Source organism: Vibrio nigripulchritudo ATCC 27043 (genome assembly GCF_000222685.1).
GTDB classification, from domain to species: domain Bacteria; phylum Pseudomonadota; class Gammaproteobacteria; order Enterobacterales; family Vibrionaceae; genus Vibrio; species Vibrio nigripulchritudo.
The window spans coordinates 1-25,661 of record NZ_AFWJ01000298.1; the positions used below are offsets into that span (position 1 = coordinate 1).

Genomic DNA, 25,661 nt, shown 5'->3' on the forward strand with positions numbered 1-25,661 from the left:
GGACTTGAGATTCGCGCAGTCGACAAAGGTCAAGGTATTGAGGACATCGAACGCGCACTCAAAGACAGCGAAAGTACGTCTGGAACGCTTGGATTGGGTTTGCCCGGTGTGAAAAGAATGATGGACGATTTTCACATTGAGTCTTCCAGTAACGGGACACAGGTGGTGGCGAGTAAATGGGTGCAATGAGTCCTTTTAGTTATAGCGTCAGAAGCCGACCTTTCTACGGCGAGGTGGTGTGTGGTGATGGCTCAGTCATTCTCGAAAGCGATGAAGGACTGTTTGTCGCGGTAATCGACTCGCTAGGGCATGGTCAACATGCAGCGAGTTTGTCTCGTAAGATTGAAGAGTCGATTCAAAACGAGAGTTCGTTCGACCTGAAATGGCTTCTGAACAAGTTAAATGAAGATTTAAAAGGCAGTATTGGCGCGGCAATCACACTGTTTACCCTTAACCGGGCAACAAGAACGTTTGAGTGTGTAGGTGTTGGAAACAATAGCGTCAGAGTTTTCTCTAAATCAACGATGAGTCTTGGTTCCCAGCCGGGTATCGTGGGCGAGAGAATTCCAACGCTTAATCCATTTTCCGACCGTTACATTGATGGAGATATGTTCGTACTCACCACAGACGGAATCAAGGAACATTTTGATTTGTCCGAGTGCCCGACGTTGAAGTACGAAACTGCCGATAGTGCCTCTGGCATCATCATGGAACGTTTCAGTAAACGGCATGACGATGCAACGGTAATAGTAGTTAGGTGCAGTGATGAATGAAATTGGATTACTGACAATAGACGGTAGCGACGCCAGTTTGCTTCTGGCGCGCAAAAAAGTCACCAGCATATTAAAAAGCAGTGGCTATACCCCCGTCGAAGTGGATATGTGGGGTTTTAAGTTCTCACAGCTTCTTAGAGTGGTGAACGAGAACTACGCGCCCGTCACATTCAAAATTCTGGCGAATGAAGCTTCGATTCGATTTGTCAGTAACACCATTGAACAGGAAATCGATTTTAATCTCATTTCATCTGCCCGAATTCCATTTAAGCATTCTGACTCTCTCATTGAAATCGAACTTAAAGCCAAAACACCATTTGATTTATTTGAACTGGATTTGCTGGAACGCGAACTTTCGGTAAAAACCGTCGAAGAACTGATGGTTGATTTACAGGCTAAAAATGCCGCCCTTGCTCATCATCAAGAGGGGCTGGAGAAAGAGATCGAATCGCAAACACTGGATCTGCAAAAGTCAGAAGAACTCTCCCGTACCATTGTCGACAGTGCACCAATAGGGGTGATCCTGCTTAACAAAGATTGCCAAATCATTAGTTGGAACAAGAACGCCGAGGAGCTTTATGGCTACACCGCCGATGAAGCGTTGGATCAGCCTATTAAGCAACTACTGAACATGGAAGGCGAAAGTCGTCTGGACGATGTTCTTGGTGCCAAGCTTGACTTACAGGTACAGCAAAGTCTTGCGGGGCAGTTTTTTGAAGTTGAAACCAAAGACAAATATGGGCGTTTGGTTCCCGCTGAAATAGGAATGACCATTTTTCAGCTTGGCGACATATGTCAGGCGACATTATTTATTCGTGATATTACCGAGAGAAAACTTGCGGAGCGGGAACTGAATGCGGCTATGGCGAAAGCCAAAGAAGCGGTCGAAGTAAAATCCATGTTCCTTGCCAATATGAGCCATGAAATTCGTACGCCCATGAATGCGATTATTGGTATGGCACATCTTGCCCTTAAAACCGACATGTCGCCAAAGCAGAGAGACTACGTTTCAAAAATCCACAGCTCGGGCACGTTGTTACTTGGCATCATTAACGACATTCTCGATTTTTCGAAGATCGAAGCGGGTAAGCTCGAAATGGAAAGCATCGAGTTTACTTTAGATGACGTTTTCCGAAATGTGTCGACCGTTACCGGGCAGAAAGCGTTTGAAAAAAATCTTGAGCTTCTGTTCCACATTCCACGAACTATTCCTCAGCAGCTAATTGGCGACCCACTGCGTATTGGTCAGGTGATCATAAATCTGGTGAACAACTCGGTTAAATTTACAGAGCAGGGAGAGATCACAGTATCCGTGGACTTGCTTGAGCAGATTGGCGACCGCATAGAACTGGAGTTCACCGTTGCTGACACGGGCATAGGGATGACCAGAGAGCAATCCAGTCGACTATTCACCGCATTCACTCAAGCAGATGGCAGTACCACACGGAAATATGGCGGAACTGGACTTGGGCTTTCCATATGTCGCCGACTAGTAGAGCTTATGGGCGGAACCATTAGGGTAGACAGCGAACCTGATGAAGGAAGCCGGTTTGTTTTCAATGTGTGGTTTGATCTGGCAGATCAAATTGCAAGCAGCAAAGACCGTTTAACCGCTTTGCGCCCGGATATGCTGGATGAGCTAAAAGTGCTTATTGTAGATGACAACCGACATGCGGTAGAGATCATGTCTGAAATGCTCGAAACATTGCCGATTCAACCAGAGGTGGCGCACAACGGTAAAGAAGCGTTCGATATGGTTGAGCAACACATCAAGGATGAAAACCCGTATTCATTGGTGCTGATGGACTGGAATATGCCTGAACTCAACGGCATTGAAACCGTATCTATGATGCGTGACAACATTGGCAACGAAAGCCTGCCTAAAGTGGTTATGGTGACGGCCTATGACAAAGACGAAGTAAAGAAAGCATCTAACGACATTGAAATAGCAAATTATCTGACTAAGCCGGTGAGCCAGTCTTCATTGTACGACTGCCTGATTGAGTTATTTACGGATGTGGACAGAGCGCTTGAAATAGCAGAGGAAGTCCGCTCTGAAGATAACGATGAGTTTAAAGGTTTGCGAGTTCTGTTAACGGAAGATAACGAGATCAATCAACAGATTGCATTCGAACTCATGTCGGGCAAAGGAATGGAAGTCACGATTGCAAACAACGGGAAAGAAGCGTTGGAGCATCTGTCGGAGTCCGGGGAAGGCGAAGTACCATTCGACATTATGTTTATGGACTTACAGATGCCGGTCATGGACGGATACGAAGCAAGTAAGAGAATTCGTTCGAACTGTCGTTATGCAGACATTCCATTGATCGCCATGACGGCTCACGCCATGGTTGAGGAACGTGAACGATGCCTTAATTTAGGTATGAATGACCATATATCTAAACCTATTGACCCCGAGACTCTGTACCAACTTATTCGCAAGTGGGTTGGTAACAAACTAAAAGAGTTACCGAGCACCCCACCAGAAGCTGTAACTGAACCTAAAGAAGAACAAGAGGTTCAAACGGTTGAACCAGCACAGATCGCTAATGAGGTAAAACGTGAAAATCGCACCTTATACGACATGGATGCTATCGACTATAAAAATGCATTGCTTCGCGTTGGAAGCAATGAAGCCTTATTTAAGAAACTTCTTGGTCAGTTGATCAATAAAGAGTTCGATTTCCGCAAGCGCGTCGAGATCATGATTGAGAAAGGGGATAGTGCAAGTGCGTCCATGGCTGCCCATACTCTAAAAGGTTCTGGTTCGAATATGGGACTAATGAGGCTGTCAGACATGGCTTCCCGATTGGAAGTGCTGATAGAAAGTGAAAAGCCAGATGAAATGAGCGTTTTACTCAATGACATCGACATCTACATTCAGGATCTTTTCCCTGAGCTGTCGAGCGTTATTGGGCACGAACTGCCGACCAAAAAACAAGAAGTAGATGCCAATATTTTAGGAAGGGCACACAAGCTTGATGAACTGCTGCAAAACTTTGATGCAAGTGCCATCGACTTTCTGGAAGAGCATCACCACGATTTCGAGGCGGTATTGGGTGGCGAGGAATTTGAACGTTGCTGCCAACTGATCCACGACTGTGATTTTGATCAGGCAGCTTCCATCCTCAGGAGCTTGGTGAATTTATACCCTTTGGACATGGGTAAAGTGCAAGGAGCCTAATGTTGTTTAAGCAGGGTGACAAAAAGACAATTCTGATTGTCGACGATACAGCTGAAAACCGGACTCTGATTACCGGTTTGCTTAAAGACGACTATCGAGTGCTTGCGGCTGTCAGTGGTATGCAAGCTCTGGAGCTATGCGAACGATTCAACCCGGATATGGTGTTGCTCGACATCATGATGCCTGTAATGGACGGGTACGAAGTCTGTTACAAGCTTAAAAAGAACCCAAAAACGGAATCGATTCCCGTCATCTTTCTAACCGCAAAATCGCAGATTGAAGATGAGCAGAAAGGGTTTGATGTAGGGGCAGTGGATTACATCCTGAAACCCATTAGCCCACCGATTCTGCTTGCTCGCGTGCAGACTCACCTCAAGCTCAAGTTCGCGATGGAAAGCCTGAAAGAGCACAATGATGTTCTGGAGCAGCGAGTTAAGGAAAGAACCGAAGAGCTGGAATTGCTTCAGGACGCAACGATACTGGCGATGGCATCGTTAGCGGAAACTCGGGATAACGACACTGGCAACCACATACGACGCACGCAAAAATATGTGAAGATTCTTGCCGAAACCATGGCGGAATCCCCTAAATACGCCAGTAAACTGGACTCTGAAACCATCGAAGCCTTGTATAAATCTGCGCCTCTGCACGATATAGGAAAGGTTGGCATTCCGGACAACATTCTCCTCAAACCCGGTAAATTGACCGACGAAGAATTCGATATCATGAAAGGTCACTCCAAGCTTGGTGGCGACACTATAGATGCGGTTGAAAAAACCTTGGGAGTGACCTGCGCATTTTTGCAACACGCTAAAGACATTGCGTATTACCACCAGGAAAAATGGGATGGCTCAGGTTATCCAGACCATCTGGTTGGTGAAGATATACCATTAAGCGCAAGGTTGATGGCTGTTGCAGACGTGTACGATGCGCTTATTTCTTCAAGATGTTATAAGCCGCCATTTCCTCACAGCAAAGCCGTCGAGATCATAGAATCTTCATCCGGCTCCCATTTTGATCCGGATGTGGTAGAGGCTTTCAGACGGGTAGAGCAGACGTTCGATGAAATAGCTCACCGGTTTGCCGATGAGCCAGAAGAAAGGTCAGAGAAACAAAACTGACGTTAAATTTTGTAGGCTTTGAGCAATAGGAATAGGGATTTCACTGCCATTTCTAACTGGTCATACGCTTTAGCTTTTCCCAGTACCCTGACACCCTGCACCTGAGTCAGTAGTAGCGACGCCAAGGCTTTTGCATCACTTTTATCGTCAATTTGTCCTTTTGACTGCGCGTTAATCAACGCTTTTTCAAAGTTACTCAGAAGCAAGTCAAACACACCTTCTCCGCGATTTTTCACCATGTCGTCGGTTCCGCCATGCTCAATGAGCGCATTCTGCAAAAAACAGCCGCTTTTCTGATCTTTTTGAATACTGGCAAAGCGGGTTAGGAATTCTTCTATAGTTATTAGGTCAGCATCTTCTTCAAGAAGTGATTTCATTGAAGGGAACGAAATGTTGTCCAGGTAGAAATCCAGAGCGGAATAGTAAAGTGCCTGTTTGTCGCCATAGGTGTTGTACAGGCTAAAACGGTTGATACCCAGGGTATCTACCAGATCCGCTACCGATGTATTGGCATAGCCCTTTTCCCAAAACAGGGTCATGGCTTCAATGAGTTTTTCTTGTTTATCAAAGTTACTTTTTCTAGGCATAGTTTCTCTCACTTCTTGCTCGACGGAGTATATCAGCTTTGAAAGAAAAATTTAATACTTGACCGATCGTTTAGGTTTCTTTTAAAGTAATTCTAAACGAACGTTCAGATAAAGGAAGAAAACAAAATGAAACTCTACGAAACAGCAATGACTCCTAGCTCGCGTCGCGTAACTATCTTTATGAAAGAGCTGGGAATTGAGATGGAAAAAGAACAGCTCAATGTAAGAGCAGGCGATAATCTAACACCTGAATATCTGGCTAAGTCGTTAAACGGTAAGGTGCCTCTACTTGAGCTGGATGGCGGCGAAGTGATCTCGGAGAGTGTGGCAATTTGTCGTTATTTGGATGCTGTTACAGAAAACAGCAAAGCTCTATTTGGTAAAGATGCACTTGAGCAGGCTAACGTAGAAATGTGGCACCGTGTCATGGAGTTTGAAGGTCTTTATGCCGGTTTTCAGGCGTTTCGAAACCTGACAGGCATCTACAGCGATCGCGAGACGTGTGTTGAAGCCTGGGGTGTAGAGTCTAAGAAACGTGTAGAGAGCTTTTTACCAAAACTTGAAAAACGTTTGGCGGAATCTGAGTACGTTGCGGCAGACCATTTCACAATTGTAGACATCACTGGTGCTATCTTTGTTGGCTTTGCGGCGAATGGATTAGAAATTGAAGTATTTGAATCTTACCCTGCAATTAAGAAGTGGTTCGATAGCGTTTCTGCACGCGAATCATTCCAGCAATAACGAGTATTCTTAATTCGTACACTCTGAGCCTCTTGATAAAAGAGGCTTTTTTAAATGCTCTTTTTAGGTGTAGAATGCCTGACGTTCCAGCCGGGAAGAGACAATGAACACTCAGCTCCAGTACCTTCAGGGATACCCTGAACACATTCTCGATCAAATTCAGCAGCTCATAAATCAGGGTAATCTCGGACCCTGGCTACAAAAACGCTATCCAAATAACCACAACATCACTTCTGACAAAGCGCTTTTTGAATACACCATGCAATTCAAGAATCGATATCTTAAGAAGTCAGCTCCTCTAAGCAAAGTGGTGTATTGCAAGAAGATCCACACGGTCAACCATGCACTTGGACTTCATACCTACGTATCAAAGGTTCATGGTGGCAAGATCAAATCCAAGAACGAAATTCGCATAGCGACTTTATTTCGAAACGCGCCCGAGCCGCTTTTGAGGATGCTAGTCGTTCATGAGCTGGCGCATTTAAAAGAAAAAGAGCACAACAAAGCGTTCTATCAACTCTGTTGTCATATGGAGCCAGACTATCACCAGCTAGAACTGGACGCTCGCTTGTACCTTACTTATCAAGAACTTTCTTAACAGGAAAATCGCTTCGTGCCTTCAAAAAGCCAGTCCAAAGCCTCTGACAAGACGGCTAAAACAAAAGTAATCAAGAAACGCTTCGGAGCGTTACATAAAAGAAACCCTCATAAGGGTAAGTATCACTTCCCGTCTTTGTGCAAAGCTTCCCCAGAGCTACAGAAGTTTGTAATTAAAACGGTTAAAGGTGACGAATCGATAAACTTTTCTGATGAACAGGCTGTGATTGCTTTGAATCGGGCTTTGTTAGCCAAGCATTACAGTGTCACAAAATGGGATATTCCCAAAGGCTTCCTTTGTCCTCCACTACCGGGAAGGGCTGATTACATTCATCATATTTCTGATCTTCTAATCAATGTGCCCAAAGAATATGAAGTGACGGGGCTGGATATTGGTACCGGAGCGAATGGTGTCTACCCAATTGTCGGAATAAGCCAGTATAACTGGTTGATGAGAGCAACTGATATCGACCCAAAATCCGTAGCGAACGTGAAAAAGATTGCCGACAACAATCCATCATTAAAAAGTAATCTCTCGGTGGAACTTCAAAGCGATCCAAAGTGCTATTTCAGAAACATTCTAAAAACGGATGAAAGGGTAGATTTCACTATGTGTAATCCTCCGTTTCATAAGTCGCTTCAGGAAGCCGCGAAAGGCACAGAGAGAAAGCTGAAAAACCTTTCACAGAACCGAGCAAAGAAAGGGAGTGAGCCAAAGAGCACGGCATCTAAACTCAATTTTGGTGGACAAAAAGCTGAACTATGGTGTCCAGGTGGAGAAGAAAAATTTATCCGTAACATGGCTTTTGAAAGTAAGCACTTTGCAAAACAGTGTTTGTGGTTCACGACTTTGGTTTCTAAGAAAGACAACGTTCGACCATTACGAAAAGCGCTGGAAAAATTAGAGGCTCATGAAGTGCGCATCGTGGAAATGACGCACGGTCAGAAGATCACTCGGTTTGTTGCCTGGACGTTTCTGGATGAACACGAACAGGCAAACTGGTTTGTATCCAAATAGCTCACATGACTGAGTTTACTTGGGTATAATTACGTTCCCATCGAAAGTGCAGTCATCAGTAGGATCGGAAGAGTGAAGATGCTGAAGAAATTCGCGAACAGAACCATAGACGCAACATTTCTTGGCTCGACATTGAATCGCTCTGCAAACAGATAGTTCATAACGGCCGGTGGCAGCATGGTAAATAGCACCATCATCTGCATTTGCATCGGCGGAAGCGGAACAAAGTGATAAATAATCAGAAAGGCGACGAGCCCGGTCGCCAGTGATTGTAGTGAACACATCACACCCGCTTTCAATCCCGCCAATTTCATATGACACATTTGAGAACCAAGCGATAGAAGCATCACAGGAACGGCTGCCTGCCCGAGTAACGAAGTGGCGTTGTAGACAGGTCGCCACAACTCAATTCCCGACAGGTTGAATGCCAGTGCCAACGAAGCCGCGATGAATACAGGCATTTTAATAATTTGCTTGAACGGGTTCCCATCACTCAGCAAAGCCAGCCCAACACTGATATGAGTGCTGGCTGACATCACAAACAGAAGAACCGCCGGTGCTAACGCTGTATCGCCAAACGTATAGGTAAATAACGGGATAGCCAGATTACCACTGTTGCGAAACATGTGGGGTGGTGCCCAGGCTTTGTAGTTTAGATTCAGAACTTTACAGACAGGAATCATCAGGATTCCCGGGACCAGAATGGCAATCAGGGCAGCACCAATCAATGGCAGTTGCTGCGCATCTAACGACATGGTTGCCAAGGATGAAAATACTAACGAGGGTGTAAACACATCCATATTTATTCGGTTAATGGGTTTAAAGTCGGGTTTAATAAATTTGGCAACGATAAAGCCAACAAAAACCAGAGCGATAACCGGAAAAATAATGTTAACGACCTGCTCGAACATTCGCATCCTTGGGAAAATTGGTGTTAAGAGGTGAACAAGTTAGCAGCGATCTTGAATAAGGTCACTGAAAATAAGAACTGATGGGTTAAAAAAAGAAAGCTCAGGCGCCCGCAGTGTCCTGAGCTTACAAAATAAACACCGATGGGTGTTTAGTAAAAGTAGGGAAAACCGTTACGAGCGGCATGATTTGTTCATATATTTCACATTGCTGTAACGGGGTTAACAATACCTTATCGACTGTGTGGGTCTTATTGATCTACATCAATATCGTATTGAGTGTTTTATTAGACAAAGGTCTAATGCGAACAAGAAATAAAAAAGGGCTTACATTAGTAAGCCCTTAATTTATAGCTAAAAACTGGTCATTCCGAACAAACTTCTATGAGTTCATCATTGCCGGCATTCAAATATCGACTTTCCAAAGTGTGCTTCTGTAGCGGATAACTGCGAAGAAAGCCCTGTACATAACGACAACCATGAGATTCAATCATTGAAAGTTGCTCCTCTGTCTCTATACCTTCCGCAATGAGCGTCATATCCAGAGCGTTGCAAAGGGAGACTGTCGCTTTAATGATGGTTTCACTTCCTTTATGACACTTATGGACAAAGCTTTTGTCCAGTTTGATGGTTGAAATCGGAAGTGCATCCAATACCGAAAGAGAAGAGTAGCCAGTGCCGAAATCGTCGAGATAAATCCTGACCCCCAGATCCACGATGTTGTTTAGCCACTTGCCGCATTCCTCATGCTTCAAAACCATGGCAGATTCCGTCAGTTCAAGAGCCAGACGTGTTGATGGAATCTGATAGTAATTGAGCATGGTTTCCAGCTGCTTGCTGAGTGAATTGTTGACCTGAATTTGAGAGATATTCACGCTCATGGTGAAGTTTTCTGGGAGAACGTGTTTCCACTCTGCTAACGTTTTGCATGCTTCATTCAAAACCCAATTGCCAATTTCGATGATCTGCCCGGTTTCTTCTGCCAGTGGAATAAATTCTTCTGGTGGTACGTTACCGAGCTTTTCATCTTCCCAGCGCAGAAGGGCTTCAACACCAACCATGGTATCTGACTGAGTTTCCAAAATGGGTTGGAAAACCAATGTAAACGCTTTTCTTTCTATCGCGTGAGAAAGGCGTTGTCTTACCAATACTTTTCGGTTGAGTGTGCTGGAAAGGGTAGGAGAGAACAGTTCAAAGCGATTGCGACCTTCGTTTTTGGCCTGATGCATTGCCATTCCAGATTGCTTGATCAGCGTTTCAACATCCTGGCTGTTGGTTGGATAATGGCTGGCACCCATACTGGCAGTAATGGAAAGGTCGCCAATCCGATTAATAGGATAGTGATTGGCAACTAGGTGAATGATCTGCCCCAGTGTAGAAGAGACCTGATCAAGACCTTTTTGCGGAAACAGAAGAACAAACTCATCGCCTCCAAACCTACCTAATATGCATCCGTCAGGCACACACTGCTTCAAACGCTGGGTCACAGCTTTTAGGAGTTCGTCACCGACCTCATGGCCGTAGGTGTCGTTTATCAATTTGAACCCGTCGAGGTCTAGAAAGGCGAGTGTGAAAGGAATCTGCTGAATGGTGTGTTCTGATATAACGTCTAACATGCCACGACGATTGTACAATCCGGTGAGGTAATCGTGACAGGCATTGAAACTGGCTTCCTCTAATCGCTGTTTCTTTTCCGTTATATCGACCAGAGTAAGTAACAACTGATTTTTGTCAAACAACCACTGTGCGGTCACATCGAAGTGATGGGGTTTTCCATCCATGTCATAGCTAATTTCTTCTTTAATTTCCTGCTTCATAGGAGCGGATTCTAACCATTCAAAAGCTCGGATTTTTGAAGAAAGTAAATCGCCCAAGGTGTAAAAGCTGGTTGCAAACGTGAGTCGAAATGCTTCATTGGCGCTGACAAGGTTGCCTTTGTGATCAAAAAGAAGTGAGAGGCTGCCGCCTCCAGAAAATGCGAGATCACGTTTAAGGCTGTTTCGCTCCGCCACAACTTCAACCAGCATGGCAGTTTTACCTGGGGCTATTTCGATTCCTGAAAACACGCAAAGCGCGCATTTGAGTTTACGCTTTGGCGTAAAACTCCACCAGGTACGCACTTTTTCGTTGTTGTTGAATTTCTTTCGATATTGTTCCAGTGTGGCTTCGACGGCCATCGACATTGAAGAGCGGAGGTTTCGTTTCTTTAACTCGTCGAGAGAGTCGCTTTCCCACAAGACCAGCGCTGGGGAATTCGCCCAGACTATTTGCTTGCTGTCGAGATCAAATATCCATATCGGGTTATGAAGTAATTCAAAGTCTTCATATTCTCGCATGTACTACGCCTGTTTCTTTGGATTCTTACTGGAGTAATCGTTTTCACCATTATTGACTTGAATGCTATGCCCGATCCATATGCACTAATTTGATTATTTGTCGCAATATAAAATCTATGCCTGTGTTGCGTCGCAGGATAAGCAAATAATTTTTAGAATCCGCCAAAGTTAGTAGTTAATTGTAGAGATCAAACCAATCACGGAAGATCATTCTTTTTATGCGCATTTCTATATTTTCGATTTGTAGCACATGTATTTGTAAGCTTATGTAAGCATCTGATTTCACAGGAAAGAGTGCGGTATTTATAAAGTTTATTACCGACCTCGAGACGATAAATCTACTAGATAACTTTTTGAGCTAAATAGTAAATATCGCTCTATTAAGAAGGTAGCTTCGTTTTCAATGGATTTCTAATGTAATGAAAGCAGTCGAGTTTTAATAACCCAGTGTTTTTGTGGTCAATATGCGTCTTTTTAATCGACTTAGTATCAATATTCAAAAAAGTCTCATTCGTTGGTTTGAGTTTCACTAATTTTGCGTCTATAGAAATATGAGAGCTATTCATATAAATGACATTAGATTTTGCTAAACAAAGTGTTACCCCAAAAAAATCGAAATAGAAATATGATTCACAACTGAGGTTATTATGCGCGTAAATCAACCGGTTACACAAAAAGAAGTCATGTATCCACCCAGCTATAATTTGCTGTCAGTAACTTCAACAAGCAGTCACATCACTTATGCCAGTAAAGAATTCTGCGAAGTCGCTGGATATAAGCTGGACGAGATGGTTGGTCAGCCGCACAACATGGTCAGGCACCCGGACATGCCGCCCGAAGCTTTCAAAGACATGTGGGAACACCTCAAACAAGGTAAGTCCTGGATGGGGCTGGTTAAAAACCGCTGTGCCAATGGTGACCATTATTGGGTAGATGCCTTTGCTTCACCAATCAAGGAAAACGGAAAAACCGTTGAATACCAGTCTGTAAGACTGTGCCCAGCACGTAATCATGTTGATAATGCAGAAAAAATATACGCACAAATTCGTGCTGGTAAAACGCCATTTAAGCTAAAGCTTCCAAGAACACGATTGTGGCAAAGAGCTACCATGTACTTTGTTCCCGCGGCCATCCTTTCTGCAATTGCTAACACTTTTGTTCCAGGCGTTGGCGTCTGGGCTTTGCTTCTTCTTGCAATTGCGTCGGTGTATTCTCTAACCAGAAGACTGGAAGCGTTATCCGAGGAATCTCGCAAAGTCTTCGATAACCCACTGATGGAGTTGGTTTACAACGATCATATTGATGACATTTCGGAAATTAAGCTGGCTCTTAAGATGAGGCAGTCAGAGCTCAATGCCGTAGTAGGGCGCATACAGGATTCGAACGATCAGATTGGTGAAGCGGCGCAGTCCTCTTCCAATAACTGTGAAACCACGGCATCTAACCTCGAAGGGCAAACTGCAGAAACTGAACAAGTCGCTGCTGCCGTGAACCAGATGCACGCAACGGCAAACGAAATTGCAGAAAACGCACAGAGCGCATCAGAAGCAACGGCTAACGCAAATACGGCTGCAACGGAAGGGCTTGGCGCGGTTAGCCAAACGAAGGACGCAATTTCGAAGCTGTCTGCTCAGTTGGATGAAGCGTCTGGTTTGTTCTCCGAACTGGAAGCTCATGGTAAAACCATTGGCGATGTGCTGACCGTGATTCAGGGTATCGCTGAACAAACCAACCTGTTGGCGCTGAATGCGGCAATTGAAGCGGCACGTGCTGGTGAACAAGGACGTGGGTTTGCAGTCGTTGCAGATGAAGTTCGTACACTTGCACAACGAAGCCATGAATCGACAGAAGAGATTCAGTCGGTGATTACCCAGATTCAGTCCAGTACGCAAAGTGCTGTTAACGCAATGCAAGAAGGCAACAGCCTGTCTAAACAATGTGTAGATAGCGCAGAAATTTCCGGTAACAAGCTGGACGTGCTGATGGGTCAAGTCTCAGACATTTCAGATAGAAATAGCCAGATTGCAACAGCAGTAGAAGAGATGGCAAGGGTAACAGAGGATATGAACTCAAGCGTTCAATCCATCAGTGAGGTTTGCTCCGCGACGAATATTCTAGCGAGCGATACGCGAGATGAATGTGAAGGCTTAGTAGCTAACCTGGATTCGCAAGGTAAGTTGGTAAGCCAGTTCAGACGTATCTAGGGTCGGTTGACCTTACTTTCCGTTCACAAAAACCAAGCCCCGCTTTTTAGCGGGGCTTTTTGTTGAGTAGTAAAAGGGAGTGACAACCTTACTCTCTTGATAGCTGACAGATACTGGTTACCCGTGTTGGAAGAATTTGCTGGTAGCCCGATGAGAATTCGTAAAGGTTTACAGATTCATTCATATCACAGCTTAAGTCTTTCATCGCTGGCGGCATAAAGGGCAGGTAATGGCTTCCTGCATGCTCAGAAGACCATATCGCTTTTGAGTTTTTTCCGTATTCAGCGGTGATGTTTATCATTGAACGAATAGTGTCGGATGACTTTGTCTGAATAGGAAAGTCGTAGTGAAACGGAGTGAATTTGAAATAGCCGTTCTTATCGGTTTTCACAATCTCCACAATGGTTCGGTTGGTGGTGATGGTGCGAACGACCGTTGCCCCCGGCACAGGCTGCTGATTTTCAAATAGTTGCCCGGAAACCGCCGGGGCAACCTTATTTGGATTTGGAGACAAAGAAATAATGTCGGCTGTACCGCTAATCGGGTAACTTGCAGACAACACTAAAAAGCACTTTTTGAACATATATCACTAGGGTTTATTGCCAGTTTCAATAAGTTACCGTTCAAAATGCATTGTGAAAAATATCAAAAACGATGTAGGTGTTTTTGTTACGGTATTTTTTACGACTTGTGTCAGCTTAATTTGTTGCTTCTGGTTGAGAAATCCACTTTGAGGTGAACTGATCAGCAGGTAGTGCTTTTGAATAGAAGAAACCCTGACCGATATCACATCCGATACCACGGATGTACTCAGCCTGCTCTTTAGTTTCAATTCCTTCCGCTACTGTCTTCATGCCCAAGCTGTTCGCCATAGACACAATGGCTTCTACCAGAGAGCGATCGTTGGCGTTGGTATCCGTATTGGAAACGAATGATCGATCTATTTTCACCCCATCAAACTGAAGTTTTTGCAAATAGCTGAGTGATGCGTAACCCGTACCAAAGTCATCCAGCAGTACCTGTATACCGTGTTCGCGTAAGTTTCGAATGATGTCACGTGCGGTATCGATGTCCTGAATCAGCTGGCTTTCTGTGACTTCCAGCTGTAACTGCCTTGGACGACAACCCGCCTTCAACATGCTTTTAGCCAGAATGCCACCTATGTCCTGCCTGTAGAGTTGTTTTGCAGAAAGGTTAATGGTTACGTAAAAGTCTTTTGGAAGCGTAGATTCCCAGGCAACGAGCTGCTGGCAGGCGCGATCGATCAAATGTTGTCCCAGAGGCAGAATCATATCGGTATTTTCTGCGATAGGGATGAAATCGTCTGGCATGATGATCCCACGAGTAGGGTGCCTCCACCTGACCAAAGCTTCTGCTCCCAAAAGCTTTCCAGACTGCATATCAATCTTAGGCTGATACCAAAGTTCGAATTGCTCCGGCTGGTTCAATGCTTTGCGCAGTTCCTGCTCAATGTCGATGCGCCGCTCTATCTTTTGGTTCATCGCGTTGGTGAACAAACTGTAGGTGTTTTTCCCACGTTCTTTGGCGTGGTACATCGCGATGTCTGCATTTTTGATTAGGGTTTCGGCGTCCTGACCGTGGCTTGGGTATGAAGCAAGCCCGATACTGCCACCGGCGACAATGGTATCGCTCTCAATCACAATGTCTTTCTGAAGGGTAGAAAGAATATTGCCCGCCATATATTCACTTTGTTTTGTAGACAATCCCGCGCAGCAAATCAAAAATTCATCGCCACCAAGACGAGCAACCATGTTTGATTCAGTTTCAGGGAAACCGTATCCCACTTCACGTGATAATCGAGTTGAGACGATTTCGAGCAGGTGATCGCCAGAAGCATGCCCGAAGTGATCATTCACCTGTTTAAACTCATCCAGATCAATAAAGAAAACGTCAATTTGTTGATGTTGACCGGATTGAATTAGCTCATTTACATGGCTAATAAAATACGTTCGGTTTGGTAAACCTGTTAGAGCATCGTGGTACGCCATAAAGCGTATGTCTTCGGTATGCTTTTCTATACGCATTCCCATGTCATTGTATGCGTTAACCAGTTCACCAATTTCATCTGAACGACGCAAAGCACGCATAGTTCTGAACTTGCCTTGCCCCGTTTCCTGTATGTGTGTGGTTAGCCGGCGAATGGGTTTAGTAAGCGAGCGCGCCATAAGAGTTGCGAGAAGGAGGCTAAATGCAAAGCTGGCAAAAGTAATCCAGAAGTGCCCCTGATAGAGACTTCGAATGTTCTCTTTGTACGCTTCACCAATGATCTTTTGGTTGTCGGATATATCGTTCAGGAGCTTTTCCAGACTTAACTCAATGTAGACCGCACCCATTGACATACCAGACTGGGAGATGGGCTGAATGTATATCAGCTTGGAACTAGTCTGCTTGATAAAGGGTTTGTTTTTACGCATCGACTGCTTAATGAGGTCCTGATTCGGCGGCACCGCGCCAAATGAAAGCATTTTTTCAGTACCATCGTGGAACACATTACCATCTTTATTAATGACATTAACGACCATCACTTCTCGCTGTGAAAGGGCAGGCTGAATCGCTAAATACGTCGCCTCAAGGTTGTAGTTATACAGCGGGTCAAAAAGGTGTTCAGACAGATAAAGTGCAATCGACTTGCCACGAAGTTGAAGCTGTCGGCTTAAGCTGTTGTGGGTGTGTTTGTTCAGTTCTTCGATAATGCTATCGGTGTGCTCGTTATAGAGATTTTTTTGCAGGATAAAGTGACTGAGCGACAGCGCAGCAATGATGCTCGCTGTCGCGATAATGTAGCGGGTGCTCAGTTTTATCGAAGAAATACGGCTCATTTTGTTAGGGCTTCAATTTTTGGTAGTTGCAGGCGCGCTTCATCCAAAACTTTCCGTGTTTCTTCATTAAGTTCATCAAATTTTGTGGTTTTCTGGAATCTAACCAACGTTGCCTTGCCTTCAGCAGTATTATGCATGTTCATCAGTGTGTGTCTGATTGCATTGTTCATTTCATCAGAAAACTCAGGAGAAGACAGCATCAGATCCCTAGGGTAAGGGGACGATTCGTAAACAACTTCCGCAGATTGTTTAATCTTTGCTGGCATATCTTCATTAGCGTTCCAATTACTGTCACTGAAGGCACCAAGATCTGCTCTTCCCTGATAGACCCAGGAGGAGATGTTAATTTCGTTAGACTGTTTGAGTTGTTGATCAATAAACATATAGCCGACCTTGTCCGAATCTGGTTTTTGGCGATGGCTGTCTAAATATTGAAGTTCATACCCTTGGCTAAGTAACGAAACCGCAGGTATAAAGAATGAGCTATTTGAACTTGGCTTTTCAAAAAGTATAGATTTTCCATTTAGCTCATGAAAAGATTTTGAATCTTCTGATTTTATAGAAAAAATTATAGAGCTGTATGTGGCTCTGCCTTTTTTCCAACGTCTTGTAAGAATATTTGCATCAGCATTCTTTTCATAAAGTAGGGCGCTATACACAGTTGCAGGAAGCAAGTGAACCTTGTGATTTCTTAGCTTTTCTTCCATTTCTTCCAGAGTTGAAACCACCACGACTTCACCGTGCGTGTATCCAAATTCTTTGAGTGAATCTGCAAGATAGTTCGCTAGTGGTAAGCTCCATTTAATTCGTGACTTCACCTTTTGAGACACAGCACCAACAACAAAAGGTTTGTCATTCAATTGGATAGAGTCTTGGTTGCTCAATTCAGCATACACTGGATTTGCAATCGTCAGACATGCAATGGTTGCTGAAGACAGCAATGTCGAAGCTGTGATTTTCATGAAAAGTGGAACCTCTAAAAACAACAAAAAGTGAGTTCGGCTAATCTGAGAGAATAGGGAGATCTTTCATTTGTGTAAACGATAATTGGAAGCAAGTTAACAGAAACTGTGCAATAAATCATTACAAGATGTTTCAATTATATTTACCGTATAATCATATTTTCTAATTGGCTCATTATGAATTTGTTAGCAAGAGGTAAGATTTATATTTTGATTGTTTTTTGTTCGGTTTAAGTTACGGCGAGAAGGTTTTGAAGTTTTGGCTCAGAAGACGTTTCCTTAAAATGATTTATCTCTTATAAATCGCCCTATATGAATTACGTTTAAGGTACAACCAGTTATTGAGTTGTTTGATTTTATGAAAAAGCATACGCATAATGACTTGATACTCACGCGCTCTCACTTGGAAAAGTTGCATGTATCTCTCAAGCCCGGAAGATTTTCAAAAACATCTATTTAGGGATGAAGAAGGGTACTTGTGTGCTCACTACAAAAACTACACATTTAGTAGTGTTTTTCAGCCTATCTTAATAGCAGGTGGGGATGTGTTTGGGTTTGAAGGACTTGTTCGAATTAAAAACGAAAATCAGGAACCCGTAAGACCTGACCTTTTCTTCAGAAGCGCAGAGCTCACTTTTGTTGATATGATTAACGTCTCTTTGTTATGCGCAAGCATACATTTGAGAAATTTTGCCCAGTCCTCCCATCGCGATAAGAAAATCTTCATCAATGCATCGCCATTAGTATTTCAAGTACTTTCACACGATGACAACGCAATAGACGTTCTATTAGGTTTCCTACAAGCAGTTCACCTGAATCCAGAACAACTGGTTTACGAAATCATGGAATTCGATGAGGGTGATGTACATAAAATTCTCAAAGGTGCTCAGGTACTAAGCCGATATGGTATTACCATCGCAATGGACGATTTTGGGCAATGTGCTTCGAACGAGGCGAGAGCCAAAATTCTATTGCCTTCCATCATAAAGTTAGATAAGTCGCTGTTGGATAATTTCGTAAGTCATAATGACTTCGATTTGGTGGATTCACTTGAGCTAGCAAACAGTATTGGCGCTAAAGTGATTCTTGAAGGGCTAGAGACAAAAGCGCAGCTTGATAAGCTTGCAGACATGAATATCGATATGTTCCAGGGCTTTTACCTTGGTCGACCCAAGCCACTTCCGCCTCAACTTACTGCAAACTAGATGTAAAGTCCTCATTCTTAATAATTCTTAAACATAAATCTGACCAGAAATTAAGCATAGAGCTTATTAAGGTATATATTAAATAAGAGGGTCTTTGTTTTAGGAAGAGGTGTATGAGGCTTTGTCATTGGCTGGTAGGTTTTTCATTATGCTACGGAATTGCATTCAACGTGTTTGCAATCAACAAAGTCACTTTAACGCTGCCTGCTTTCAAAGATAATGGTCATGAATTTTTCCATGAGCTGCTGACTGAATCCTTAAAAGCTCAGGGTATTGAAGTCAACATTATTACTCCTTCTCGTCACACTCCCCAAAAGCGTGCTGTTCACATGTTGAACAAAAATCAGATCTCCCTTTACTGGCTAGTTAAGACAAATGAACGTGATAAGAAGTACGCGTTAGTCGATGTGCCATTAACGAATGGCATGATTGGGCAGAGAATTTTACTCATTCCTAAAGGTGCGCAGCATCATTCTAAAAACATCAACACATTACTGGACTTGCAAAAATCCGGGCTAGTAGCTGGGCTAGGAGCTAACTGGTATGACATAGATGTTTGGAAGGCGAGTAACCTGCCATATCATGTAAAAGATGGAGAATGGCGACAGCTGTATGAAATGCTCTCAGAAACTGGTGGCGTGAACTACTTTCCCCGGGGAATGCATGAAGTTCTTGCTGAAGCAGAAGGGCAACCACAGTTAGAAATAGAAGACCGACTCATCCTGAAATACAACCGCAGCATGGTGTTCTATTTGAGTGAATCAGCAATAGAATACAAGTTGCTTATCGAAAGGGCATTGAAGCAAGCCAAAGAGAGTGGTTTAATGCAACAGCTTATTGATAAGCATTGGAAAAAAACAATCAACACCATAAAACCAGAAGATCGGACAATTATTGAACTGATCTCACCATAAAACGTTAGTTGCTAAACACATGAAACCTAAAATTAGAAGACTATGGCATAGCTGTATCTTTACGGCTGCCGCAGCGGTATCCGGTTGCGTAATGGCGGATACCGTCAGGCTTACCTCACTCTATTGGCCTCCATACACGGGCGAAGAACTGGTGCAGCAAGGTGCCAGTGTCGCCGTGGCTAAAGCGGCGTTTGACGCAATGGGTCACCAACTGGAAGTGGACTTCTTCCCCTGGAACAGAGCTGTTTCTCTCGCCAAATCCAGCGATTATTACGTTGGCTATTTTCCTGCCTATTATTTCAAAACCAACAAGTTACTGCTCTCAGAACCCATGGGGAGCGGGATGCTAGGTTTGGTCGAAAATGTGGACAAGCCGATTCGATGGCGGGCGCTTACCGATTTGGTGCCATACACAATTGGTGTGGTAAGTGGTTACAGAAACACCCGCGAATTTGATGAAATGATCCACAGTGGTCAGCTCGAAGCACAAGAGTCGATGACAGATACGCAAAACGTACTGAAAGTGGCGAGTTCTGAACTTGATCTCGCTGTCATTGATGAAAATGTACTCCGATACCTTCGAATGCATGATCCTGAAGTTTCTCAGGTTAAAGAGAAACTTCAGTTAAACAAAAAGCCACTAGTGTACAAAGATTTGTATATTGCCTTTACACGTGGCCCTGAAGGCGAGCGTTGGCTAGAAGTATTTAACCAAGGTCTCGGAAAGATAGATGCTGATCAAATCATGAGAGACTATATGGATCAGCATTTTAAAAGCCACTGATTACGCTGATAAAGCACATCGCTGTACTGCTGATTACAATAGGTATTCCATAGGCAATGCCTTTTTCCCGAAATGTTTTCAGGCTTCGGTAGTACAGCGCCATTATGATTACCTGAATACCACCAAGTAAAAACATGCTCATCACACTTAATAGTAAGTAGTCTGGATGAATGCCAATGGCAAAAGCAGTGAGTAGCTTGGTATCACCACCTCCCCAGATTCCAATCACAGTCGCAACAAAGCCTATAACGAAAACCAGCGCTGCATAGGGAAGTGAGTCCCAGATAAAATCATTGTTAAAAGCGAGGGGAAGTGTACTAAGGGCAACAAGTAGTACTAGTTTGTTGGGAATGCGTCGATGACGGATGTCCGAAACGCAAATAGCAATACCAAGAATGCAGAGCGCAACAAAAAGAAGCGTATTAAGAGAGAGTTCAATATTCATATCTCGAATTATACCTTAATCCTCCATGGGTTATGTATAGATGTTTATTGCCGAAGGGCAAAATAAGGCTCATAATCCATAAGGCTCAATTACTTGTTGAATTGAGCTTCCCAACTGACTTATCCACTTCAAGAAGGAATCAATATGCAGAGCGTTGCCATTTTGCTCTTTATCTTGGTCACTGTGTTCATCATTTACCAAAAATATTTTGCGAAACGCTATGCACCCATAACGTACCCCTATAAGAAGGTCGGCAGTTTAATGGGAAGCAAAGAAATTGCCTTTTACAATGCGTTGATTGCCGCATTAGATAACCGCGCCATCGTCTTTTCAAAAGTCCATATGGCTGACGTGATCATGCCCGTCCCCAATAAGGACAAAAAGAAGTGGCTTGCTGCCTTTAATAAGATTGCGCGTAAGCACCTGGATTTTGTGATTTGCCGCCCCGGTACGTTAGAAGTGATGTGCATCATTGAATTCGATAATGGAAAAGAGTTGAATAAAACCAAGGCAGAGCGCGAAAAGCTTCTGATGCATGTTTGTAAAACGTCTGGTATCCCCCTGATAGGCGCTAATGAAAAATACGCGTACCAGGTAGGGAGACTTCGCAAAGTATTGGCCGAGTACATTGATACGCTGGAAATTGAACCTGAGGTGAGATTCTGTAAAGAATGTCAGTCACCAATGGTGGTAAAAGTGGGCGTTCAGGGCGCCTACAAAGGAAAACGGTATTACGCATGCAGCCGCTATCCAAACTGTAAGCACACTGAAGATTTCATTGAAGAAATCAATTGGTCTTAAATCTTAAGAAAAGCAGATAAATGAAGCCAGCGAATAAGCTGGCTATTTTTGACCTTTTAATTGTGACATTGTCACGCCAATACCGGAAAGTTTTACTGGCATCGACTTGTCTAATTCGGACAGCTCATCCTCTGAGATGACCAGCACCTTAAGCCCATATTTTCTGTATGTTTCTAGCTTCTCTTTAAATTCAATTGCTTGCTCGGTCGATTGGTCAGCCGACTGAAATTCAAGATAAACATTCACTCTGGGAAGGTAGAAAGAAGACTGCACGTCTTGCTCGATTGGCAGAGTCCGGGCATAGGCGTGTGTAACACCTGTGAGATACAGCCAGTTATCGATATGCATTTCTTCGATGGTGCGTACATAGTGCCCATCGGCACAATGGTATTTGGCTTCGAATTTCTGGCGGAAGTTAGAATATGACTTATCTGTGGATCGCTGGCTTACGTGGCAGCCAAGTAGCTCTTCCGCGGAAGCAAGCAGTCTGGCATTTAATAATATTCCTGAATCCCAAACAACATAGTCAATTTCCGAACTTGCGTTATTGCGTGGGTCTGCGCCCATACGTTTGCCCAGCGGCGTGGTAACCCATCCTTTACCTGAGCGTACAATCCACCCCAACTCGCCAAACAATTGGTTCATTTGGTGCGACGAGAGCTTAAACTTTGCTCCCACCTGGCTTGCGGTCAGCTTGTCTTTTTTGAGCTCATAAACCGGCACATACATATCTTCAGGCCAGACTATGTATTTTCCGTATTGCTTAGATTCCTGATACTTGCCGCCTTGGGCTTCACCAAGTTCAGTTAAGGTCCAGGATTCATCCTTTTTCACGATGAACTCATAACGCTCAAGTGCATGAAACAGGGCGCCAGATTTCACATTAAGTTTTTCTGCTAATCGACTGGTTGAAAGCATATTCACTCCGATGGTTACAGCCTTATTGTAATCAAAGGATTAGCGATTGAAATCCCAAACACCTAATTTTCGTAATCTTTAGGAATTAACCATCGCTTATGTGTGGTTAAGTGAGCTCTCTGAACTATATTCAAAAGAAAGAGAAAAAATAACTCTAACTACAGTTGGTGTAAAAGAGCATGTCAGAGAAGAAAGTATTTGTGATTGCTGCGGAAGTGGCTGCAGAGCTTAATAAAGGGATGGTGATTGCCAAACGTTTATTATTAATAGCCAGCAATGCGCGGGCATTGGCGCTAAGGGCAGGGGAAAGCGCAGCAGGCTTCAGACCAATTACGGATTCTATAGATGATTTGGTAAGAAAAACGTTGGATACATCCAAAGTCATCAATCAAAAGGCACAACTATTAAGTCGAATAGCGACCTCCGAAACACGTTCATCCTCTGCGCTCACCAAGTTCAATAATGTAATTTGCCGAGATACCGATGCTCGCTACATTGAAAGCCTTGCACCCGCAATCACACAGACCCGTGAACAACACGCCCAACTTATTACTCAGTTTAAGAAAGAAGCCAGAGGTCTCAATGACATGCTGGATGAGCTTTACAGTGAGCTGAAAACCGCACAAATCATATCCACCATGCTCAGTGTCGAAGCTTCTCAGGCTGAAGAACTGCATCAGGAGCAACTCAACAGTATCGCGACCAGCGTGGCAGATTCTGCCAAAGAAATTCAAAGCCATGTGCTTCAGTCACTCAATTTATTCTCCGAACTCACAAGGGTAGTCTATGCAAACAAAAGTGCTGTTTAACCAAGGAACACATCGCTGGATTGTTTTTGGACGGGATCCGGAAAAGCCAGACGGCATCATAGACACTAACCAGTACATGATTACCCACCGTGACGAAGCCATCCTTCTAGACCCAGGAGGTATTGAGCTGTTTTCCGCCATGCTGGGATGTGTTGTTAAAGAAGTACCAGTCGAAAACATTACCCACCTGTTTGCGTCTCATCAGGATCCCGACATTATTTCATCCCTGGGCTTATGGGATCAGGCTCTTCCAAAAGCCAAACTTCATTCGCCTTGGTTGTGGGAAGGGTTCATTAAGCATTTTGGTATGGAGAACGTCGATTACATGCCGATTCCTGATGAAGGAAAAACGCTCAGCCTGGCAGGGTTAGAGTTGCAATTCGTTCCCGCTCATTACATGCATTCGTCAGGAAATTTCTCAGTTTACGATCCACAAGCTAAAATATTAATGTCGGGAGACATCGGAGCAGCACTAGACGCTGTAGATGCGCCGATGTTTGTTCAGGATTTTGATGCTCACATACCAAAAATGGAGTATTTTCACCGTAGGTGGATGCCCTCAAATAGAGCCAAGACCGCATGGATCGAAAAAGTCAGTAAGCTGGAAATTGATATGCTCTGCCCACAGCACGGCGGCATATTCAAAGGAGACGATGTAAAGCGTTTCCTGATGTGGCTAGATGGTCTGGACGTAGGAGTCGCGACGAAATAACTGTCAGTTCTACGTCAAGATACTCTGAATTCATTCAACTATCGGGTTTGAAGAAATACCATGTCTGTATCTAATGTAGAAATCATCAGTAATGAGCAAATGACTGTATCAGCATGCTTTTTTGAACAGCGCGACATATGGAAAAGCACACAAATGAAAAGGGGAAGCAAACCTCTTTTCGATTTTTGTCTGGACTTTGGGATTCGGTTTGAAGATCTGATTGATGCAGGTCTGATAGAAAAAAGCGAAAAAGCCGGCAGCACTTCCATCTCAGATTATCAGTTAACAGAAGCGGGGCACGATTTTCTGGTCGCTGAGTACGAAAGCTTTTGGGTTATTGGCGCAAAGCTGGAAGAATTAGACTCTTTCATAGAGAACTTCCTTCATAACCGCCTTGCGAATATATACCGGGACACATAAAACCAGAAAAGCCAGTCAACTCGACTGGCTTTTCTTTATGTCAGATATTAAAACTGGTATTCAAGAGTCACCATAGGACCAAAGAACTGGAAGTTAACGTTCAGATCGGTTCGCTCAGACCCATAATCCACATTGACTTCGTAATAGCTGTAGGAAGCTTCGGCGTTCCAGTTTTCATTGAACTGGTATTGCACACCCAAATTGGCGTCTACTAACAAACCCTTGATGCTATTAAACTCAATGTAAAACACCTGAGCATGGGAAATTGCGCGCCAGTTTTCGTTAATCTTGTATTCCGCTTCCAAGCCAATGTCTGGAAGTGGAGCAGTGACATCGGTAAACGCATAGTTTCCTTTACCTAACACAACATTCTGATTACCACCTTGTAAACTCAGCTCGCCCCCCAGTCCAATCTGCATTTGCATAATGTGGATACCAGCCGTCAGGTCCAGGTCCCAGTTTTCGTTTTCAAAAAACGAATAGGAGTAACCCAATCGTGCAAGGTCGATGTTCAGCGTGGACTGAATGGTTGCACCAATTTTAGCGTCGTAGATTTCCCCATCAATTGGGACAGAAAAAGCGCGTTCTGAGGTGACCGAAGAATTTCGGTGTAAGCTACGCCAGTCAAGGTACATTGCATGCTTTGAGTTAAACGCGTATTCAACTTTAAGGTAGGGTAAGACCTCGCGTTCTTTTAGCCTTAAGTCGGATTCAAAATCCAGATCGAAACTTCTCGATAGATCTGAAGAGTAAGCCCCCATGGATGTATCTGCACTGGAGTAAAAACCACCCACTTTCACACTCAGGTCGCCAGCCTGTGATGCCCCGGAAAGAAGCAATAAAAGGGAGGCAGCCAACCGTCCTTTAGTTATCATGTTTGTTAAGTTCCGTTTGGTTATCAGAAGTTTAAATACATAGATAGCAGTTATGAGCTACGGACACAACATTCGATATGGGGTTCAATTCGTTTCAAATTGTTTATCCGACGTAAGTGAGCTGTATATTGAAATTTATAGAACTCATTTTCCGAATTCTCATTTTTGTGCCAGACGTCTCTGTTTTGGCATAAAGCCATGTTATGTCGCCCTATTTTTATGAGGTTCGTCGAGTCTGTGTCTACATTTATTAAAGAAACGCTTCGAGAGTCTATCTGCGGCTACGGGGAAAGTGTGGCTGCCTAAACTGCATTTTTGCTCGGACGATAATAAAAACTCCACAGCGACCATCACGAAAAACAAATTATAAAAACGTCCTGAGGCGACACATGTCACACAGCGAATACGCCATTATCTTGGATAGTGAACTCAATATCCTGGGGAAGAACCGACGCTTTACAGAAAGTGGGTTAATTGCCCCCTCTGCCACATCACTTATTGGTACCT

24 protein-coding genes are annotated in these 25,661 nt (G+C 43.8%); 15 read left to right on the forward strand and 9 right to left on the reverse strand.

Going from position 1 to position 25,661, the window contains the following annotated elements; all coding sequences use genetic code 11:
* The 4 genes from RH89_RS30000 to RH89_RS24100 all read left to right on the forward strand — a co-directional run.
* The coding region (locus tag RH89_RS30000) for an ATP-binding protein (RefSeq protein WP_004407748.1) at positions 1 to 189 on the forward strand (189 nt) is incomplete at its 5' end.
* Positions 186 to 773: a SpoIIE family protein phosphatase gene (locus RH89_RS24090; protein ID WP_038147236.1), complete on the forward strand. Its 588-nt coding sequence runs from the start codon at positions 186 to 188 to the stop codon at positions 771 to 773. The genes RH89_RS30000 and RH89_RS24090, both read left to right, overlap by 4 nt.
* Positions 766 to 3,957, forward strand: a complete 3,192-nt coding sequence (locus RH89_RS24095) for a hybrid sensor histidine kinase/response regulator (RefSeq protein WP_004407753.1) — start codon at positions 766 to 768, stop codon at positions 3,955 to 3,957. Before RH89_RS24090 ends, RH89_RS24095 begins: the two co-directional genes overlap by 8 nt.
* Entirely contained in the window at positions 3,957 to 5,078 is a 1,122-nt protein-coding gene (locus RH89_RS24100; protein ID WP_004407755.1) for a response regulator, read from the forward strand. The genes RH89_RS24095 and RH89_RS24100 overlap by 1 nt, the downstream gene beginning before the upstream one ends.
* Positions 5,079 to 5,080: 2 nt before the next feature.
* Here RH89_RS24100 and RH89_RS24105 read toward each other — a convergent pair whose 3' ends face one another.
* On the reverse strand, positions 5,081 to 5,665 hold the full coding sequence (locus RH89_RS24105) for a TetR/AcrR family transcriptional regulator (protein ID WP_004407757.1): 585 nt from the start codon (positions 5,663 to 5,665) through the stop codon (positions 5,081 to 5,083).
* Between the two features lie 126 nt (positions 5,666 to 5,791).
* On the opposite strand from RH89_RS24105, the gene RH89_RS24110 reads away from it, so the two are divergent.
* The 3 genes from RH89_RS24110 (at position 5,792) to rlmF (ending at position 8,021) form a co-directional block, all read left to right on the forward strand.
* Positions 5,792 to 6,406, forward strand: coding sequence for a glutathione S-transferase (locus tag RH89_RS24110; protein WP_004407758.1), 615 nt, complete (start codon positions 5,792 to 5,794; stop codon positions 6,404 to 6,406).
* Between the two features lie 103 nt (positions 6,407 to 6,509).
* The gene (locus tag RH89_RS24115) at positions 6,510 to 7,004 is read left to right on the forward strand and encodes a M48 metallopeptidase family protein (protein ID WP_004407760.1); all 495 of its coding nucleotides are present in this window, start codon (positions 6,510 to 6,512) and stop codon (positions 7,002 to 7,004) included.
* Positions 7,005 to 7,019: 15 nt separating this feature from the next.
* Positions 7,020 to 8,021: a 23S rRNA (adenine(1618)-N(6))-methyltransferase RlmF gene (gene rlmF / locus RH89_RS24120; protein WP_004407761.1), complete on the forward strand. Its 1,002-nt coding sequence runs from the start codon at positions 7,020 to 7,022 to the stop codon at positions 8,019 to 8,021.
* Between the two features lie 29 nt (positions 8,022 to 8,050).
* Here the strand turns inward: rlmF and RH89_RS24125 are convergent, their stop codons facing one another.
* Positions 8,051 to 8,932: an AEC family transporter gene (locus tag RH89_RS24125; RefSeq protein ID WP_004407768.1), complete on the reverse strand. Its 882-nt coding sequence runs from the start codon at positions 8,930 to 8,932 to the stop codon at positions 8,051 to 8,053.
* A gap of 362 nt (positions 8,933 to 9,294) precedes the next feature.
* Positions 9,295 to 11,265 (reverse strand): sensor domain-containing protein, encoded by a 1,971-nt coding sequence (locus RH89_RS24130; RefSeq protein WP_004407769.1) that lies wholly within the window; start codon positions 11,263 to 11,265, stop codon positions 9,295 to 9,297.
* Positions 11,266 to 11,912: 647 nt separating this feature from the next.
* Here RH89_RS24130 and RH89_RS24135 point away from each other — a divergent pair.
* Positions 11,913 to 13,469 (forward strand): methyl-accepting chemotaxis protein, encoded by a 1,557-nt coding sequence (locus RH89_RS24135; protein ID WP_004407770.1) that lies wholly within the window; start codon positions 11,913 to 11,915, stop codon positions 13,467 to 13,469.
* An 88-nt stretch (positions 13,470 to 13,557) separates the two neighbouring features.
* Here RH89_RS24135 and RH89_RS24140 read toward each other — a convergent pair whose 3' ends face one another.
* From RH89_RS24140 to RH89_RS24150, 3 genes are all read right to left on the reverse strand, one after another.
* Positions 13,558 to 14,031, reverse strand: coding sequence for a DUF4198 domain-containing protein (locus RH89_RS24140; RefSeq protein WP_139063355.1), 474 nt, complete (start codon positions 14,029 to 14,031; stop codon positions 13,558 to 13,560).
* A 136-nt stretch (positions 14,032 to 14,167) separates the two neighbouring features.
* Entirely contained in the window at positions 14,168 to 16,309 is a 2,142-nt protein-coding gene (locus tag RH89_RS24145) for an EAL domain-containing protein (RefSeq protein WP_004407772.1), read from the reverse strand.
* The gene (locus tag RH89_RS24150) at positions 16,306 to 17,271 is read right to left on the reverse strand and encodes a phosphate/phosphite/phosphonate ABC transporter substrate-binding protein (RefSeq protein WP_004407773.1); all 966 of its coding nucleotides are present in this window, start codon (positions 17,269 to 17,271) and stop codon (positions 16,306 to 16,308) included. Before RH89_RS24150 ends, RH89_RS24145 begins: the two co-directional genes overlap by 4 nt.
* A 416-nt stretch (positions 17,272 to 17,687) precedes the next feature.
* Between RH89_RS24150 and RH89_RS24155 the strand changes: the two genes are divergently transcribed.
* The 3 genes from RH89_RS24155 to RH89_RS24165 all read left to right on the forward strand — a co-directional run bounded on the left by RH89_RS24155 (position 17,688) and on the right by RH89_RS24165 (position 20,174).
* On the forward strand, positions 17,688 to 18,476 hold the full coding sequence (locus tag RH89_RS24155) for an EAL domain-containing protein (protein ID WP_004407774.1): 789 nt from the start codon (positions 17,688 to 17,690) through the stop codon (positions 18,474 to 18,476).
* Between the two features lie 113 nt (positions 18,477 to 18,589).
* Positions 18,590 to 19,390 carry a type 2 periplasmic-binding domain-containing protein gene (locus RH89_RS24160; RefSeq protein WP_004407776.1) on the forward strand — a complete coding sequence of 267 codons (801 nt, stop codon included), beginning with the start codon at positions 18,590 to 18,592 and terminating at the stop codon, positions 19,388 to 19,390.
* Positions 19,391 to 19,409: 19 nt separating this feature from the next.
* Positions 19,410 to 20,174, forward strand: coding sequence for a substrate-binding periplasmic protein (locus RH89_RS24165; RefSeq protein ID WP_022593378.1), 765 nt, complete (start codon positions 19,410 to 19,412; stop codon positions 20,172 to 20,174).
* On the opposite strand, the gene RH89_RS24170 is transcribed toward RH89_RS24165, so the two are convergent.
* Positions 20,161 to 20,619: an A24 family peptidase gene (locus tag RH89_RS24170; RefSeq protein WP_004407779.1), complete on the reverse strand. Its 459-nt coding sequence runs from the start codon at positions 20,617 to 20,619 to the stop codon at positions 20,161 to 20,163. The genes RH89_RS24165 and RH89_RS24170 overlap by 14 nt on opposite strands.
* A gap of 144 nt (positions 20,620 to 20,763) precedes the next feature.
* Between RH89_RS24170 and RH89_RS24175 the strand changes: the two genes are divergently transcribed.
* Positions 20,764 to 21,420 carry a DUF2726 domain-containing protein gene (locus tag RH89_RS24175; protein WP_004407781.1) on the forward strand — a complete coding sequence of 219 codons (657 nt, stop codon included), beginning with the start codon at positions 20,764 to 20,766 and terminating at the stop codon, positions 21,418 to 21,420.
* A gap of 42 nt (positions 21,421 to 21,462) precedes the next feature.
* On the opposite strand, the gene RH89_RS24180 is transcribed toward RH89_RS24175, so the two are convergent.
* Entirely contained in the window at positions 21,463 to 22,338 is an 876-nt protein-coding gene (locus RH89_RS24180; RefSeq protein WP_004407783.1) for a hypothetical protein, read from the reverse strand.
* Positions 22,339 to 22,517: 179 nt separating this feature from the next.
* Here RH89_RS24180 and RH89_RS24185 point away from each other — a divergent pair, with 179 nt between their 5' ends.
* From RH89_RS24185 to RH89_RS24195, 3 genes are read left to right on the forward strand one after another with little or no spacing between them, the layout of a single operon-like run.
* A complete protein-coding gene (locus RH89_RS24185) occupies positions 22,518 to 23,147 on the forward strand; it encodes a hypothetical protein (protein WP_004407784.1) in 630 nt (209 codons plus the stop codon).
* Positions 23,125 to 23,859 carry an oxygen-binding di-iron domain-containing protein gene (locus RH89_RS24190; RefSeq protein WP_004407786.1) on the forward strand — a complete coding sequence of 245 codons (735 nt, stop codon included), beginning with the start codon at positions 23,125 to 23,127 and terminating at the stop codon, positions 23,857 to 23,859. The genes RH89_RS24185 and RH89_RS24190 overlap by 23 nt, the downstream gene beginning before the upstream one ends.
* Before the next feature lie 60 nt (positions 23,860 to 23,919).
* Positions 23,920 to 24,279 (forward strand): hypothetical protein, encoded by a 360-nt coding sequence (locus tag RH89_RS24195; protein WP_004407787.1) that lies wholly within the window; start codon positions 23,920 to 23,922, stop codon positions 24,277 to 24,279.
* 47 nt (positions 24,280 to 24,326) lie between these two features.
* Here RH89_RS24195 and RH89_RS24200 read toward each other — a convergent pair whose 3' ends face one another.
* Positions 24,327 to 25,154, reverse strand: a complete 828-nt coding sequence (locus RH89_RS24200) for a DUF481 domain-containing protein (protein ID WP_004407788.1) — start codon at positions 25,152 to 25,154, stop codon at positions 24,327 to 24,329.
* Positions 25,155 to 25,661: the final 507 nt, after the last annotated feature.

Excerpts from the sequence above, each read along its gene's own strand:
- RH89_RS24175 (WP_004407781.1), top strand. The coding sequence starts at position 20,764 with ATGCAGAGCGTTGCCATTTTGCTCTTTATCTTGGTCACTGTGTTCATC.
- RH89_RS24110 (WP_004407758.1), top strand. The coding sequence starts at position 5,792 with ATGAAACTCTACGAAACAGCAATGACTCCTAGCTCGCGTCGCGTAACT.
- RH89_RS24200 (WP_004407788.1), bottom strand. The coding sequence starts at position 25,154 with ATGATAACTAAAGGACGGTTGGCTGCCTCCCTTTTATTGCTTCTTTCC.
- RH89_RS24090 (WP_038147236.1), top strand. The coding sequence starts at position 186 with ATGAGTCCTTTTAGTTATAGCGTCAGAAGCCGACCTTTCTACGGCGAG.
- RH89_RS24160 (WP_004407776.1), top strand. The coding sequence starts at position 18,590 with ATGAGGCTTTGTCATTGGCTGGTAGGTTTTTCATTATGCTACGGAATT.
- RH89_RS24095 (WP_004407753.1), top strand. The coding sequence starts at position 766 with ATGAATGAAATTGGATTACTGACAATAGACGGTAGCGACGCCAGTTTG.
- RH89_RS24165 (WP_022593378.1), top strand. The coding sequence starts at position 19,410 with ATGAAACCTAAAATTAGAAGACTATGGCATAGCTGTATCTTTACGGCT.
- RH89_RS24125 (WP_004407768.1), bottom strand. The coding sequence starts at position 8,932 with ATGTTCGAGCAGGTCGTTAACATTATTTTTCCGGTTATCGCTCTGGTT.
- RH89_RS24185 (WP_004407784.1), top strand. The coding sequence starts at position 22,518 with ATGTCAGAGAAGAAAGTATTTGTGATTGCTGCGGAAGTGGCTGCAGAG.
- RH89_RS24150 (WP_004407773.1), bottom strand. The coding sequence starts at position 17,271 with ATGAAAATCACAGCTTCGACATTGCTGTCTTCAGCAACCATTGCATGT.
- RH89_RS24135 (WP_004407770.1), top strand. The coding sequence starts at position 11,913 with ATGCGCGTAAATCAACCGGTTACACAAAAAGAAGTCATGTATCCACCC.
- RH89_RS24180 (WP_004407783.1), bottom strand. The coding sequence starts at position 22,338 with ATGCTTTCAACCAGTCGATTAGCAGAAAAACTTAATGTGAAATCTGGC.
- RH89_RS24190 (WP_004407786.1), top strand. The coding sequence starts at position 23,125 with ATGCAAACAAAAGTGCTGTTTAACCAAGGAACACATCGCTGGATTGTT.
- RH89_RS24155 (WP_004407774.1), top strand. The coding sequence starts at position 17,688 with ATGTATCTCTCAAGCCCGGAAGATTTTCAAAAACATCTATTTAGGGAT.
- RH89_RS24145 (WP_004407772.1), bottom strand. The coding sequence starts at position 16,309 with ATGAGCCGTATTTCTTCGATAAAACTGAGCACCCGCTACATTATCGCG.
- RH89_RS24130 (WP_004407769.1), bottom strand. The coding sequence starts at position 11,265 with ATGCGAGAATATGAAGACTTTGAATTACTTCATAACCCGATATGGATA.
- RH89_RS24100 (WP_004407755.1), top strand. The coding sequence starts at position 3,957 with ATGTTGTTTAAGCAGGGTGACAAAAAGACAATTCTGATTGTCGACGAT.
- RH89_RS24105 (WP_004407757.1), bottom strand. The coding sequence starts at position 5,665 with ATGCCTAGAAAAAGTAACTTTGATAAACAAGAAAAACTCATTGAAGCC.
- RH89_RS24195 (WP_004407787.1), top strand. The coding sequence starts at position 23,920 with ATGTCTGTATCTAATGTAGAAATCATCAGTAATGAGCAAATGACTGTA.
- RH89_RS24115 (WP_004407760.1), top strand. The coding sequence starts at position 6,510 with ATGAACACTCAGCTCCAGTACCTTCAGGGATACCCTGAACACATTCTC.
- RH89_RS24170 (WP_004407779.1), bottom strand. The coding sequence starts at position 20,619 with ATGAATATTGAACTCTCTCTTAATACGCTTCTTTTTGTTGCGCTCTGC.